Source organism: Gimesia sp., from assembly GCF_048262075.1.
GTDB lineage: Bacteria > Planctomycetota > Planctomycetia > Planctomycetales > Planctomycetaceae > Gimesia.
The window spans coordinates 298,491-313,638 of sequence record NZ_JBLXFK010000005.1 but is presented as its reverse complement, the minus strand read 5'-3'; the positions used below and the strand labels follow the sequence as shown (position 1 = coordinate 313,638).

The 15,148-nt window shown below is 51.4% G+C and carries 10 protein-coding genes; 4 read left to right on the top strand and 6 right to left on the bottom strand.

What is annotated here, in order from left to right; translation table 11 throughout:
• Positions 1-236: 236 nt before the first annotated feature.
• The 3 genes from ACN0YH_RS12990 to ACN0YH_RS12980 form a co-directional block, all read right to left on the bottom strand.
• Entirely contained in the window at positions 237-926 is a 690-nt protein-coding gene (locus ACN0YH_RS12990) for a hypothetical protein (protein ID WP_417379992.1), read from the bottom strand.
• A gap of 42 nt (positions 927-968) precedes the next feature.
• Positions 969-1,526, bottom strand: coding sequence for a hypothetical protein (locus ACN0YH_RS12985; RefSeq protein ID WP_417379991.1), 558 nt, complete (start codon positions 1,524-1,526; stop codon positions 969-971).
• An 86-nt stretch (positions 1,527-1,612) separates the two neighbouring features.
• Positions 1,613-2,383, bottom strand: a complete 771-nt coding sequence (locus ACN0YH_RS12980; protein WP_417379990.1) for a hypothetical protein — start codon at positions 2,381-2,383, stop codon at positions 1,613-1,615.
• A gap of 558 nt (positions 2,384-2,941) precedes the next feature.
• Here ACN0YH_RS12980 and ACN0YH_RS12975 point away from each other — a divergent pair.
• The gene (locus tag ACN0YH_RS12975) at positions 2,942-5,350 is read left to right on the top strand and encodes a DNA gyrase/topoisomerase IV subunit A (RefSeq protein WP_417379989.1); all 2,409 of its coding nucleotides are present in this window, start codon (positions 2,942-2,944) and stop codon (positions 5,348-5,350) included.
• A gap of 92 nt (positions 5,351-5,442) precedes the next feature.
• Positions 5,443-7,374, top strand: coding sequence for a DNA gyrase/topoisomerase IV subunit B (locus ACN0YH_RS12970; RefSeq protein ID WP_417379988.1), 1,932 nt, complete (start codon positions 5,443-5,445; stop codon positions 7,372-7,374).
• Positions 7,375-7,464: 90 nt separating this feature from the next.
• Here ACN0YH_RS12970 and ACN0YH_RS12965 read toward each other — a convergent pair whose 3' ends face one another.
• Positions 7,465-9,786 (bottom strand): hypothetical protein, encoded by a 2,322-nt coding sequence (locus ACN0YH_RS12965; protein ID WP_417379987.1) that lies wholly within the window; start codon positions 9,784-9,786, stop codon positions 7,465-7,467.
• Positions 9,787-10,359: 573 nt separating this feature from the next.
• On the opposite strand from ACN0YH_RS12965, the gene ACN0YH_RS12960 reads away from it, so the two are divergent.
• Positions 10,360-12,627, top strand: a complete 2,268-nt coding sequence (locus tag ACN0YH_RS12960) for an ATP-dependent helicase (RefSeq protein ID WP_417379986.1) — start codon at positions 10,360-10,362, stop codon at positions 12,625-12,627.
• A 140-nt stretch (positions 12,628-12,767) separates the two neighbouring features.
• The gene (gene xerD, locus ACN0YH_RS12955; RefSeq protein WP_417379985.1) at positions 12,768-13,718 is read left to right on the top strand and encodes a site-specific tyrosine recombinase XerD; all 951 of its coding nucleotides are present in this window, start codon (positions 12,768-12,770) and stop codon (positions 13,716-13,718) included.
• On the opposite strand, the gene ACN0YH_RS12950 is transcribed toward xerD, so the two are convergent.
• On the bottom strand, positions 13,719-14,648 hold the full coding sequence (locus tag ACN0YH_RS12950) for a DUF1559 domain-containing protein (RefSeq protein WP_417379984.1): 930 nt from the start codon (positions 14,646-14,648) through the stop codon (positions 13,719-13,721). It lies immediately after the preceding gene.
• A gap of 78 nt (positions 14,649-14,726) precedes the next feature.
• Positions 14,727-15,143, bottom strand: coding sequence for a hypothetical protein (locus ACN0YH_RS12945; protein ID WP_417379983.1), 417 nt, complete (start codon positions 15,141-15,143; stop codon positions 14,727-14,729).
• Positions 15,144-15,148: the final 5 nt, after the last annotated feature.

The window sequence follows — 15,148 nt, the reverse complement described above, 5'->3', positions numbered from 1 at the left end:
TCACCCTTTTATTTTTCAACACGCGCGCGACGCATGGCACGGAGTTTCGTGAGTGGCGGGTCCGTGTCAAGATAAACAGCCAGAACCGGTGGCAGTCGGTCATCAGTGAAACGAGATCGATGAGAAAGGAGCCCTGTGCAAAGGGTATAAAAAAACAGAGCCACCCTTTGATCAGAGGTGGCTCTGCCAGATTACCAATCGTTATTACGAAACGATCTTATCGAGGAGTAGTCGAATTATTTTTCGTAGGAAGCCTGGTTCAGTTTGGAAGGAGCAGGTGGTACCGCAGGAGTTGCTTCTTCCGGCTGTGGTGCGACTGCCGGTTCTGGCGTCACGGGACTTCCGGTATTGTAGTAAACAGGTCCACTGAACTGCTGGCCGCCACGACAGTGTTTGCAGCCATGTCCACGACAGCCACGGCAGTCACGTGTGTGGTACATGCCTGGATTAGGTGGAGGAGGCAGCATGCCTGCCCGGGGTTGCCAGCTGGGTACAGCCTGGTAGTAAAAGCCAAGCTGGGTGGTATCTGTTGGCATATAAACCTGTGGGTAGTTAGCAGGCCCCGCAGGTCCGGCCTGTCCCATGTACTGACTGGAGTAATACCGCTGGTATTGCACGGGAGTTCTTTGAATCCTCTGTGCGGAAGGGGGGCACCAGCCATGCCCGGGTGAAGTGTGACACTTTCGCAGGAAAGCTCTTCCTTCACGTGATGTATAATTGCGATAGACGCCATCACCATCGAAGCGGTTAGAATATCCGGGAGGGCAGTTGTATTCGTAACCGCCGCCCCGCACGTGATGATCTACCTGCTGGATCTGACCGTCACTGGCAGCCGTATTCTCATCTGCGCTGGCTGTCAGAGCAGTGTGAGCCATGACGCCGGTCACTGCGAGAATGGCCAGCATATGCACGTTTAAGATTCTCATATCAATCTTCCTGGACCCGATTGAGGATATTAGTGTTTTAGATTATTGAACGATGCGAGAGACCGGAGTCAAACGGCTTGAAGGTACGCCCCAACCGTAGTTGTAAGTGGAACGTACATTGGGAGCCAGGGGAACCGCGATGGGAACACCATAACCCTGTGCACCGTAGAGACGCCCGTCACGTCCATCGAAGTAGTAGGGATCGACGGCGTAAGTCATGTTGTAATGTCCGATGGGAGCACAACCTTTTCCACCACATCCTGTTGGGATGAAGTAACCAAACTTGCAGCGGAAAAAGTCCCGCAGTGAGCCCCGTTTGCCGATCCCGGCTGAGGTTCTATACCCTTTACCAGCACCACCGGCACGGCAGTGGGGGCAATCTCCGCCGGCATAGGAAGAGCCATCGGAGTAAGAGTAAACATGATTTTGTTTACAGTTACATTTTTCGTGAATGTATCCCGTCTGCTGGATGGGAGAGGCTTGCTTCTGAGTCAATTTCAAACTGCCCGGTTCGCCAGCCTGCAGGTGTGAAGCAGACAGGACTGTGATCATCCCGGCAACTGCCACGAGGCCTGCTAATTTATAAGTGAAGTTCTGCATTTTGATATTTCCTGATCGTTTCTCTGAGTACCTGACCCAGTGTGATAAACGTGTTCGGGTTGAGACAGTGTTTCCCTGGATTTCAGTTATCTGACCAGGGGCGGAATGAATCGAGGGATGAATCCGAAGTCTGATTTATATTTCACGTTGACCCGGGTCCCTTCCAGCTTCCAGCGTTCGTGAGATCGCATACCGAAGGGTGTCCAGATCCAGCCCCCTTTGACGTTGTAGTAGTAAGGACCATACATGGCGTTGTATTCATGGGCATACAACATTTCCTGAGGAGCCAGTGCCTGGTTAGTAATAATGGTCCGTCCGACATAATCAGGAATTCCCGGTTTCGGACTGGGGTACAGCGGTGCCTGCAACTGTGGATATCCGGGCAGAACATTCATGCCGTCCATCACTGGCATTGGTTGAGCTGCCTTGTATTGTTTGTGATCTTTGAAGTGCCCGTGTGAATAGCTGATGGGGCGCGCCTGCTGAGCGTTTTCAAAGGGAGCCGGAGTCGAGGTTATGATATTCGGCTGATTGCTGACCTGCTGGATGTAGTAAGGGTTCCCACTGCGACGTCCCAGTGTAGGCCGTTTAGAAACAGGTGCCTGCCTGCCTCTTACCTGGGCCGTCTTCTGGGTGTGGTCGATCTGCTGGATCTGATTCCGTTTGTCAGCAGAGCTGGTAAACTTACGTTTGAACCAACTGATCGGATTATACTTCGATGATTTCGAAACAGATTCCTGCTGGACAACCGCATTATTGACCGCACCTGGTTCAGCAGCCTGTAATGCCGGCGCCATCAGTAAAAATGCCGGTAACAGTCCGGTTAGCAGGGTTACCTTCAGACTCGCCTGAGCCATAACAATCCCTCCCTGGATTTTTATTGTGGGGTTTCCACCAATGAGACTAGGTCAGAGGCTCGTCCAACCCCCGTCAGTCAATTATAATGATCAATTGTCTTCTGTTAGAACCAGTCGTGGTTCACAAACGAGGCAAAGCCACTTCGCAAAGTCCGAAGTTAAAATAGAAATTCTGGGAATTTCACTTTTCAGAGTTCCGGTACTTTTTGTATGTTTCAATCGCCCGACAGCGACCCTCTCAAAAAGAAAGCCACTAGTCCAAATTTCGGCTGGCAGGAATCGTCGGAATGAGTCATTTTGTAACCACAATGACGATTCGTCCTATTTTCCCGAATTATTGTCTATTTAACGGGTTACGAGTGGCCTCATCTGTTCAATAATCGTTTCAACAGATACAATCCTCAATGTTTTCACAAACAACAAATTTGACATATTTTTCTTAAGCTACCAGGCGAAATGACCCGAATTCTGAATTAGGCCCCCGCCTTCAGAAGCAAGGAAACAGTCAGAGGCCGACTGTTTTTTCCGGGGCATTTTGTAGACTAATTGGAGAGACCTTTGGCTAAGCGAAAATCGGCCAATAACGGCACGGCAGGCAAGCGAACACCAAACACCGAATCAGACCGCATTGAGTATGTCCCTATCAGCGATGTGACACGCCGTCGCTATCTGAACTATGCGATGTCCGTGATTACTTCACGTGCCCTGCCTGACGTGCGGGACGGCCTGAAGCCGGTGCAACGCCGCATAATGTACGTGATGTATCACGATTTACGACTGATGGCCAATGCGAAGCCACGTAAGTGCGCGAAGATTTGCGGCGATACGACGGGGAATTATCACCCACATGGTGATGCTTCCGTCTATGATGCATTGGTCAGACTGGCACAGGATTTCAATCTGAGAAGTCCTTTGATCAACGGGCAGGGAAATTTTGGCTCGATCATGGGCCTGCCTGCGGCAGCGGCCCGGTATACCGAAGCGCGGCTGACGGGAATTGCCGAACATCTGATGAACGAACTGCGTTATCAGACAGTAGAAATGCGTCCGAACTATGATGGAACACGCGAGGAACCGGTCGTACTGCCAGCACGGTTTCCCAATCTGCTTGTGAACGGGGTTCACGGGATCGCAGTCGGCATGGCGACCAATATCCCGCCTCACAATCTGGGCGAAGTCATCAAAGCCTGCGTGCATTTGATTCAAAATAAAGATGCAACCGTCCCCCAGTTAATGAAGTATATTAAAGGCCCCGACTTTCCGATGGGAGGCCGTATTGTGACAGACAAACGGTCTCTCACGACGGTCTATAAAGAAGGCCGCGGCCCTGTCAAAGTGCGTGGCGAATGGAAGCCTGAACCGGGCACACGCAATAAAGGAGCACAACGACTCGTCGTATATTCGGTCCCCTATGGTGTGGAAACCGGTTCACTGCTGTCGGAGATCGGCGGAATTGTTGAATCCAGAAAGCTCCCCCAACTGGTGGATGTGGCTGATGAAACCGATGATAAAAATGGTTTGAAAGTCGTACTGGAAATCAAACCAGACGCGGATCCGGAAACGGTGATGGCCTTTTTGTATAAACACACCAATCTGGAGCAGAACTTCTCGGTCAACATGACCTGCCTGGTACCCGATGAATCGGAAGTGCTGGTGCCTCGCCGTTGTGATTTAAGAGAGATGCTGCAGTACTTTCTGGATTTCCGGTTTGTTTCGGTCCGAAAGCGGTTCGAATATCAGCTGCTGCTACTCGAACGGCGGATTCATATCCTGAAGGGTTTTGAGATCATCTTTAATGATCTGGATAAAGCGCTCAAGCTGATCCGCGCCAGTAGTGGAAAACAGGATGCTGCCAAAAAGTTGATGGACAATTTTCCGCTGGATGAAATCCAGACAATGGCCATCCTTGAGTTGCAGCTTTATCGAATTTCGAAGCTGGAAATCAATACAATTCGTGAAGAGCTGGCAGAAAAGGAAGCGGAAGCGGAAAAGATTCGTAAAATTCTGGCGTCGGAAAAACGACTCTGGAAAGTTGTGGAAAATGAACTGAAAGAACTGGCTGACGAATTTCCCGAAAAACGGCAGACCAAACTGGGCTCCTCGGAAGAGATTACGGAATTTGATCCGCAGGCGTATATTGTTCGCGAAAATACAAACGTGGTCGTTTCGCGGGAAGGTTGGATCAAACGTGTGGGTCGGCTGAAGACCAAAGGGGAAACGCGTGAATTGGACAAAACGCGAACCCGCGAAGGGGACAGCGTGCTGGCAGTCGCCCCGGGAAGTACGCTGGACCATGTCGTGTTCTTCTCCAGTGATGGTGTGGCGTATACGCTGCCGATTGAACAGGTACCTGTTTCTTCAGGCTATGGTGAGCCACTGTCGAAGCATGCCAGGATGAGCGATGGTGCTGTTCTGGTGGCGGCGGTGACGACAGACGGTCGCTTCACACCGGAAGACAAAGCAACGAAAAAGCAACCCATTCCCACGCCTCACGTATTGATCGTCACCGAAAAGGGTCAGATCATGCGGATTTCGTTCAGTCTGTTCCGGACCGCTTCAACCAAGGCAGGCCGCAAATACTGTCGCCTGGGTAAGGATGACCGTGTAGTGTATGCGGGTCTGGTTGAAGAGGCTGAGACCATGTTTATCGCCACCCAGGATGCTCGCGTCCTGCATTGTGAGATCGAAGAAGCCGCCCTGCTCTCCAATGCGGGCAAAGGAGTTAAGGGAATCAAACTGGAAAAAGGGGATCAGGTCATGGGTGCTCTACAACTGACCCGGCCAAGCGATTGTCTGCGAGTGGTCAATACCGCAGGCAAAAAAATGACCTTTGGACAAATGAAATATGGTGTGACTTCACGCGGTGGCAAAGGTGTGAAAACCAGTCAACGGAGCGGGTTTGCAGAGATCCTCTATCCGCCCATTGAAGTGGTCGACTGGGACGAACTGGGAGACAACGAAGCATAAACTGATCGTATCTCGACTTACGGATCCCTTGATCAACACCTATAATCTCGTTTTCGTTCGCGTTTACAACAGAGAAAATCAGCAAAATCATTATGGCAACTGCAGCAAAAACAACTGGCGCAAAAAAATATTCGGCTGACGACATCGAAGTCCTGGAAGGGCTGGAGGCGGTCCGCCGACGTCCCTCGATGTATATCGGTGGCGTTGATATTCGGGGTCTGCATCACCTGCTCTGGGAAATCGTCGATAACTCGGTCGACGAATATCTGGCCAAAGAAGCCGATACCATTACTGTCACCCTGCATAAGGATGGCGCTTCCTGCAGTGTCAAAGACAACGGCCGCGGTATTCCCGTCGATAAGCATTCCAAAACTAAAAAGTCGGCGTTGGAACTGATTCTGACCACGCTGCATGCCGGCGGGAAGTTCTCCGACAAAAATTATGCCCGCAGCGGCGGGTTGCATGGCGTCGGTTCGTCTGTGGTGAATGCGCTCTCTTCCGAGATGATTGCCACGGTCGTTAGAGACGGCCACCAGTACATGCAACGGTATAAAAAAGGCAAACCGACGACACCCGTTAAAAAAGTGAAGCCATTCCGCGGACATGGCACGGAAATCTATTTCCGACCGGATGATGATATTTTCCGTCGCGTACATTTCAATGCCGACACGATTCGCCAACACCTGGAAGATGTCGCCTTCATTCATGGCGGCCTGAAAATCACATTCCGTGATGAAGTCAAAAAAGAGACGCATGAACTCTCCCATCCGGAAGGAATTCGAGGCTACCTCGAAAAGCTGACACAGGAACAACAGAAAAAACCGGTCCACGAACAGCTGTTCTTCGCGGAAAAGGAAGACAAGAATATCCGCGTGGAAGTCGTATTAAGATGGACTGATGCCACGGATGAGCAGGTTCGCAGTTATGTGAACGGCATCCGCACCCATGCCGGCGGAACGCACGAAAGCGGGCTGCGGTCAGGGATTGCGAAAGCGGTCAAAAATTATATGGATGTGCATAATATCAAGCATAAAGGCCTGGCGATTACGACGGACGATATTCGCGAAGGTGTGCTCTGCCTGATTTCCGTATTCCATAATGATCCGATGTTTCAGGGTCAGACTAAAGAGAAGCTGAATAACCCCGAAGTCAGCGGCTTTGTCGAAGGGATCGTCAGGCCTCTGCTGGAAACATGGTTGAATCAAAACCCGAGTATCGCGGACGCTGTTGTGGGGCGAATCGTTCTGGCGGCACGTGCGCGGATGGCCAGTCGCGATGCCCAGAAAGAAGTGCGACGGAAATCGGTCACGAACCGCAAATCGACACTGCCTGGCAAACTGCTCGATTGCCGCTCCAATAAGCCGGAAGAATCAGAACTGTTTCTGGTCGAAGGTCTGTCGGCGGGGGGAACGGCAGCGATGGGGCGCGACAGCCGCATTCAGGCAGTATTACCGCTGCGTGGTAAGGTCCTGAATACCGAATCGCTGGCCATTTCCAAAATCATGGGGAACCAGGAAATCAAGGACCTGGTAGAAACACTGGGAACCGGGATTGGTCCGAACTTTGAGATCATGAATCTGCGATACAACCGGATCATCCTGCTGATGGATGCCGACAGCGATGGTTATCATATCAGTACGCTACTGCTGACATTCTTCTTCCGGCATATGCGGGAATTGATCCGCCAGGGCAAACTGTTTCTGGCCCAGCCTCCGCTGTACTGTATCAAGGTGGGCAACGAGAAGCATTATGCACAGGATGATGCCGAGAAAGAAGAGATCGTCGAATCACTGGGCGCCAGCCGCAAGTATGAGATTGGTCGCTTCAAAGGTCTGGGAGAAATGACGGCCAGCGAGCTTAAAGAGACGACGCTGGACCCCAAACATCGCGTATTACTGAAAGTGGATATCGACAGCCAGCTGGACGCGGACGCGACGTTCGCCCAACTGTTCGGAAAAGATGCCAGCCTGCGTTACGACCTGATTATGCAGGAAGCGATTGAAGCAGATGACATTGATTATTGATTGACGCCGCGAAACAGAGCCCATAAAAAAAAGAGGCGAATCGATATGATTCGCCTCTTTCATTTTTTTGATCAGACTTGATAAGCCCGACTATTTAACGGAAGCTGTTTTTTCCACTTCGGGTGGCAGCTCGGTTTCATTCTTTTCGATTGTTGTGTCATTACCAACGGTGATCGTCAACCAGCCATCGTTGGTTTTGATACCAGTGATGTCCAGGTAGACGGTGCGGTTTTCCAGTTTGGCTTTGACCTGGGAATCTTCCACACGATCTGGGAATGCTTTTTCCATTTTGTTGCGAACCACGCCGGCTCGAGCAATCTGAGACGCAATCCGTTCTGGTCGCACGACGGGTGATGATTTGACATCGCCGCGGGTGATATGAATTTTATCACCTTCGACTTTGAAGTGCAGAGGAACTGTGATGACCTGAGTCGGCACAGCGGTTTCGCCCTGCTGTTCAAATCCACAACGCAGGATCAGATTCAGCGTATTGTCTGTAATCTGCACACGAATGGGATCGTGATCATCGAAGGCCAGAATATTGGGTCCTTTATCTGGATCAACGGGAGGTCGTTCCAGTTTGATTTTACGTCCCAGAACATCTTCGATTGATTTTTCAAATTCGGTGATCAGGTCCTGATCGGTAATATTACGGCCTTCCAGATTCATGCGGGAGAGGCTGTTATTCATGACCGATTCATGCAACTGCAGGACTACACTCTCGTCGGCAGAGATAGTCAGTGGTGGCGAATTGGCAGCCAGTTCGCCGGTATCCATCAGCCGGGTTCGAATGTAAAGATGAGTGTCAGTGGAAGCGAAGCTGCGAGCAGATGGAAACAGACCATTATTACGCAGACGCTTATTCAACTTGCCATCGACTTCTTCATTGGCGCGACCGATGCGTTCATCGACTTCTTCATCGAAGCGGGGACGAACCCGATCCCGCACACGTTGCGCGGCGATCGCTTCTGCTTCGCCTTTCAGTTCTGCAGTGCGGCGGTAAGCCATATTGCGACCAATGCCCGCCAGCAGGGGAATTCCATCCAGTTTAGTGCTGGCACCCACGGTGGTATTATTGGCGGCAACTTCAACCCAGGCAGGCTGAGTTACGAACAGATCACCATCAAAGTTAATTTCTTTGGTACCCCAGATCTGATGATGGCCTGAGGTGTAAATCGTAGCCTGGTTGGTTGTACCGGAAGTTTCGCTATTGGTGAAACCATTCAGGGTTAAATCAAATCGCAGTGTCGAATCGCTGGGTTTGAAATCCACGCCGATTTCCGTGGTTGTGGCCTGATTCCCGGTGACATAAGCTCCCAGGATGCAGTCGACAACAGGTCCGGTTTCGCAGGTACTGTCATTGATTAAACGGTTGATGAAGTCTTCCGCAACCATGACACGCAGGTTGTAGTTGAAATAATTGTTCCGCAGAACTGTGGTCAGTGGCTCCAGGCCACCTGCAAGTTCCTCACGCAACAGAGCATATGCTTTCCGTGCTTCAAATGAGTTTTTATTGCTTTCGGAAGCTTCGTATTCTTCAAGGTTGCTGACCAGAGCCGTCAGCTGTTTGCGAATTTTACCAGCATCAATCTTGGTCGCACCTGGTTTGGAATCGGCCAGGAATGCTCGTACTGATTTTTCCAGATTCTTGAACTGAGGGCGATTGAAGAATTTTCGCTGTTCTGCATCGGTTAAGGCACCACGCTCTTCAAATTTTTTCTTGAGCGATTTCAGCAGATCCATCAGTTCGACTTCGGAATAGCTGTTTTTCAATTCTTTCTGCAATTCATTTAACTGCAGGTAGTCAACCCAACCATTTCCATTATCCATGGTAGCCAGGTATTTATTAAGAGCGGCAGCAGCTTTCGCCAGTTTGTTCTGCTGGGCTTTTAACTGGGCTGCTTTGACGGCGGCAACGTCAACCTGCAGTGTTTTCAAGACGGCATCTGCGATTTCCACACGACGCTGCAGACGACCGGTATACTCAGCGAGAACAGCCTGCCCCTGGGCTTCCTGAATCTTTGTCTGCAGTGCAGCCAGAGTCTGCTTCTGCTGTTCAACGGTCAGGTCTGATTCGTAGAGTTTGGCCAGCAGATCACCGACCTGCTGATCCCATGCTGCCCACTTGCCTTCAAGTCCTTCCGGTGCTTCGGAAAGATCATCAGGAACTTCGGGTGGTAAAATGCCCTGCAGACCCACGTCTGCTTTTACGGGCTGCTTGTCTTCCACAGCCATAGTTGTTGTGACAACCAGCGCCAGACTGGCTAATCCTAAAACAGCCACGCCGAGCACACCAAAATATTTCTGGTTCTTTCTGGTTCGGTTTGATTCCTTGAGAAGCATATCTGATCTCACTCCGTCGACAAAGGGATTCGAATAACGGTCGCCACCATTCACAAGAACGCGGGACACCAGGGCCCTCATTAATGGTAGTAGGGGTGGAAACTACCGTTGTAAAATAATTTATCGTCATTTAGCCGCATTGAATGTGTGTTGAATTCACACATCCCTGCTGCCAATCAACTATTCAAGCATCAATATCTGCAAAACCCTGTCCAATGGGATATTTCAGAAACAATATTTTGAGATAGCAGAATTCCTGTTGATTTTGATGGCGAAAATCAGGGCCGGAGATTCTGACCAGGCATCCTATTTCGTGAAATCCTCAAAGTCGGCCGGCCATTTTCTCTAGCACTTCATCACATCATCTCTGCGCAGTCTAGTGGACCCACAAATATTGTGCAATCATCCAAAGCAGCTTGTATTCGCAACATTAACAAAACGTGCAAATGTTCACTTCTGTGGGACTGAGTCTGATTTTCCCCCTTTCACGGTGTATGAAAGCCCCTGCTGACTTCTGTTGAATGATTCAGATAGAGAATCGGGCTGAATAATCGAGGAGTTCGATTTGGAATTTGGGAAGCGGGAACGTACATTGGTGGTTTCAGATAATAAATCCATATCAACGTTCAAAAGGATTTTCACTTGGATTTTCAGCAGGTCCTGACTCCACCTCAATTCGCCGCCGTCTCGCATCATCAGGGGCCCTTACTGGTACTGGCGGGACCGGGTTCAGGAAAAACCCGTGTCATTACCCACCGGATTGCCTCGCTGATTCATGCGCACGTTCCCGCCCACCAGATTCTGGGAATTACTTTCACGAACAAGGCGGCGGACGAAATGGGGGAACGGGTCAGACAGCTGATTCCGAACTCGCGCGTGGAGATATCGACCTTCCATAAGTTCTGCGTCAAAATCCTGAGACGTTACGGGCGAGGCGTGGGGTTGGACAGTAACTTCTCGATTTTTGACACGACCGATCAACATCAGTTAATTCGTTTCGTACTGAATGAATTAGACATCGATACCGTGGCCTATAATCCATCGACCATCGCATCAATGATCAGCCGTGCCAAAAATGACCTGATCACCGTTGAGCGATTCGTCGAAATCTATCAGGAATCGGTGGGCGATCACCTGCAGGCCGTCGCGGCTCGCGTATATCCGATGTATCAGAAACTGCTGCTCGAATCGAACGCCGTTGACTTTGACGACTTATTACTGCATGTCGCCAGCCTGCTCAAAGGCTCCCCCGAGTTACGGGCGACACTCGATGAACGTTATCAATATATTCTCGTAGATGAATATCAGGATACGAACCTGGCCCAGTATCAGATCGTGATGGGACTCTCGCTCAACACGCGTAACCTGTGTGTCACCGGTGACCCGGATCAGTCGATTTATGGCTGGCGGGGTGCGAAGATTGAGAACATCCTGCAGTTCGAACGGGATTTCCCCGACTGCAAAACCATTCGACTCGAGCAGAATTTTCGCAGTACGAAAGAAATCCTCCGCGTCGCCGACGATCTGATTTCCCACAATCAACGCCGCAAAGCCAAAGCACTGTTTACGGAAAACCAGGAAGGTGCTCCGGTGGAACTGCTCTGCTATCAGGATGAGCGTCACGAAGCAGACGATATCGCGAGACGCATTCGTAAAGCCGTCGATCAGGGAGAGCACGAATACACCGATTTTGCCATCTTTTACCGGGTCAACTCGCTTTCGCGGGAACTGGAGCTGGCACTGGCCCGGCATAAAATTCCGTACCAGCTGGCGGGGAGTGTCGCCTTTTATGAACGCACGGAAGTCAAAGACCTGCTCTCCTATCTGAAACTGGTCAACAACCCCGACGATCGCATCGCGTTCTCCCGCATCGTCAACAAGCCACTTCGCGGCATCGGTAAAACGACGCAGAATAAGCTGATTCGCTGGGCCGATGAGCGGGGGATCAGCCTGTTGGAAGCCGCGCATCAGGCAGCAGACTGCCCGAAACTTTCCAAACGGGCGGCGACCATGCTGGCGCGGTTTGCCAAGATGATCAACGGGTTTTCGATGGCCGACTCGGGGGCCGTCGCGCACCTGATGGAGAATATCATCGACAGTACCCGACTGGTCGACAGTTGGAAAGAGAGTCCGGATGAAGATGATCAGCAGCGGATTGCCAATGTGAATGAGTTGCTCTCAACCGCAAAAAAGTATGATGACATCTACGGTGAAGAAACGACACTCGAAGGCTTTCTGGAAGTCAGTACGCTGGCCAGCGCGACCGACCAGCTGGATGCAGACGCGGGGCGCGTGACCTTGATGACGCTGCATGCGGCCAAAGGTCTGGAATATCCGGTGGTCTTTATTATCGGTGTCGAGCAGAATCTGATACCGCATGAACGCGTACTGCGTGAAGAACTGCGTGACGGCCTGGAAGAAGAACGCCGCCTGTTTTTCGTGGGAATCACCCGGGCCGAACAAATCCTGTACCTGACACAGACACGCGAGCGATCAATGCGCGGTCGGCCGTGGAGAACCATCACCAGTGACTTCCTCAAAGAAATCGATGTGGAACTCAACGACCAGACCAGCGATGAACTGTTCGAATCCCGCTCGCACTTCGATGAGTTTGTGGAATCCGTCAAGCGTGGTGAGATTGATACGGCGGCATTGAAAGCAGCCAATCCAGAGCGGCCTCTGCTGATGACCGGGGCAGACCTGCTCAAAAATTCGCCCCAGGCTGCTGAGATTCCTCAGGGTTTTTCGGTAGGTATGCGGGTCAGACATCCGCGGTATGGCGTGGGAACTGTGATGGGGATCAGTGGCTATGCCCGCAAGCGGATGGTGAATGTCCTGTTTGACGATGCAGACGAACCGCAGACCTTTGTCGCCGCGCATTGCCCCCTGCAACCGTTAGGACTGCGATAACCGATCGCTGATTCAAGGGGATCACGGCTGCTTGCCGATAAACCCGATTGGTGCCTGCCATTAATTCTACCGAAGCATAAACTGGTAATGACGCCGTCTTTCAGCAAGTCTGGTTCTATAAACTGACTACGGGTTCTCTCATGCCGCCACGTAAACGACCACCGGCGAATTCCAGATTCCAGGTCCGCAAACCGGCCGACCCCGGGGTGCATCTGGAGCCGTTCCTGCATTATCTGGAAGCAGAATGCGGGATGGCAGTGAATACCGTCTCAGCCTATCGCTCGGATATCGTGCAGTTTCTGGACTGGTACCGCGCCCAACAACCGGTTCCATTGAGTGAAGTGGATCTCTCGTTTCTCTCTGGCTATCTTCAGCATCTCAATCGACGTAAACTGGCGGCGACTACTGTTTCGCGGCACCTGGTCACGCTCAAGCTCTTCTTTCGCTACCTGGTGCTGGAAGGCGTACTCGCCGAAAGTGTTGCCGACCTGTTGAACTCACCCAAACTCTGGAAATACCTGCCCAAAGTTCTCAGCCCGGAAAAAGTCAACCAACTACTCTCCGCTCCCTGTCGCCAGGATCGTTACCCGCTCCGTGACCGGGCGATTCTGGCAATGATGTATGCGACCGGCTGTCGCGTGACAGAAATTGTGACCCTGCCTTTGAATTCGGTGAAGCTGGCGGAAGGATATGCCCGTTGTGTGGGTAAAGGAAATAAGGAACGCATGGTGTCATTGAATCCGGTGGCGGTCGCCGCTGTAGAGGCCTACCTGCGTCATGAACGGCCTGTGCTGACGCGACGCAATTCCGCAGAACAGGCACTGTTTCTGAACCGGGGAGGCAAGCAGTTGTCGCGGGTCATGGTCTGGAACATCGTCAAGAAAAATGCGGCACGCGTGGGCTGCAGTAAAGAGGTCAGTCCCCATACACTGCGTCATAGCTTTGCCACCCACATGATGGCCGGCGGAGCCGAGATCAGAGCGTTGCAGGAACTACTGGGGCACGCGAACATCCGTACGACTCAGATCTATACGCACGTGGATCACAGCCGCCTGAAAGCCGTGCATCAGATGTATCATCCACGTGGCTGATTAAAACTGCCCCATCAGTTTACCATCGCCACGATTTCCGAGCTGCTCGAGCAAGCCGGGATCGATGTTTTCGGAAAGGAAGCGAACGGAACCATCGCCGAGCCCAATGTGTGCGCCTCCGATATGGTAACTGCCGAGCCCGCCGACTTTCAGCAGGGGATCGACGGGATTCTTTTCTTCTTCCTGCTCTGCGGGGGTGGGAATATAACTACTTCCCCAGCGACCGGCATTTCCAGGCAGATCCCGGTTAATGGAACCGGTATTGCGCAGACTGGCGCGCGTCCCGGAGAGCCAGCCCAGATTGGTGTCGTCGAACAAATGCTCGCCGATAAAAATGGTATTGCTGCTGCCGTCGGTGATTTGATCGTAACTGATGCTGCTATTCAAAAACATGACCCCGGAATTGTTGACGTCGATCGGCGCTTCATTTGCGTTATAGCAGGCTGCATAGTTCGTCTGATAGAGTTCAATGTTCTCCTCGATTGGCACACGTAACGCGGTTCCCTTGGGATCAGAAGGACAGCTTAAAACAGAGAGCGGTGTATTGCGTACTTCCCGATTAACTTCGGCATACACGCTTTGTCTGAAGTCGATATTCCGGTAAACAATCGGCTGATCCAGGAACGGCATCAGCCCGCCGAACCAGCCCATATCATAACCTTTGGGTTCGTTTTTGATGGGCCCCGTCTGGTTGTAAACCCCCGCAGGCAGGACCTCGAATGCCATTTCATAGTTTTGCAGGGCAAGGCTGATCTGCAGCAGATTGTTTTTACACTGTGTACGTCGGGCTGCTTCACGTGCCTGCTGGACAGCGGGCAACAGGAGCGCAATCAGGATCGCGATGATCGCAATCACGACCAGCAGTTCAATCAGCGTGAAGCCATTGCGCTGCTGACTCTGGCGACAGGGGGGAGCAACCTTTTTCATCATCTGTGTTTCCTGAAATAATACCAAACCACTTAAAAGCAGGGAAAATATAAATTTGGAATACTGACTGACTCAGTGTGATCATAAAATTATTTTTTTCGTTCGGGTAATCATCTCAGTCTGGCTGTCAGGATATTTTACTCGAGCCTGGATCGACAGTCGACGGTCTGCTTCCCCTTCCGGTTTTAATACAATTTCCGCGGAAGCAGCATAACGTGTTCCCAGTTCTTCCGGATCAATCTGCCAGACTTCCCCCTCGTATTCGGGATTCGTCAATCGCTGCTGTGCAGCGCGTTCCAGCGCCGACTCAACCAGCCAGTCTGCCTGGACCTGCAACTGCTCTTTCAGCATTTGTCGCCTCTGCATCATTGTTGATTTCAGCAGTGAAGCCATCACCAGTGAAATCAACAGCAGACAGACCATGACAATCACTAACACCGCTCCCTGGCGAGTTCTCTGCTGGTGTGATCCGATCACTGATTTGTGGTGGAGACGCATATGAT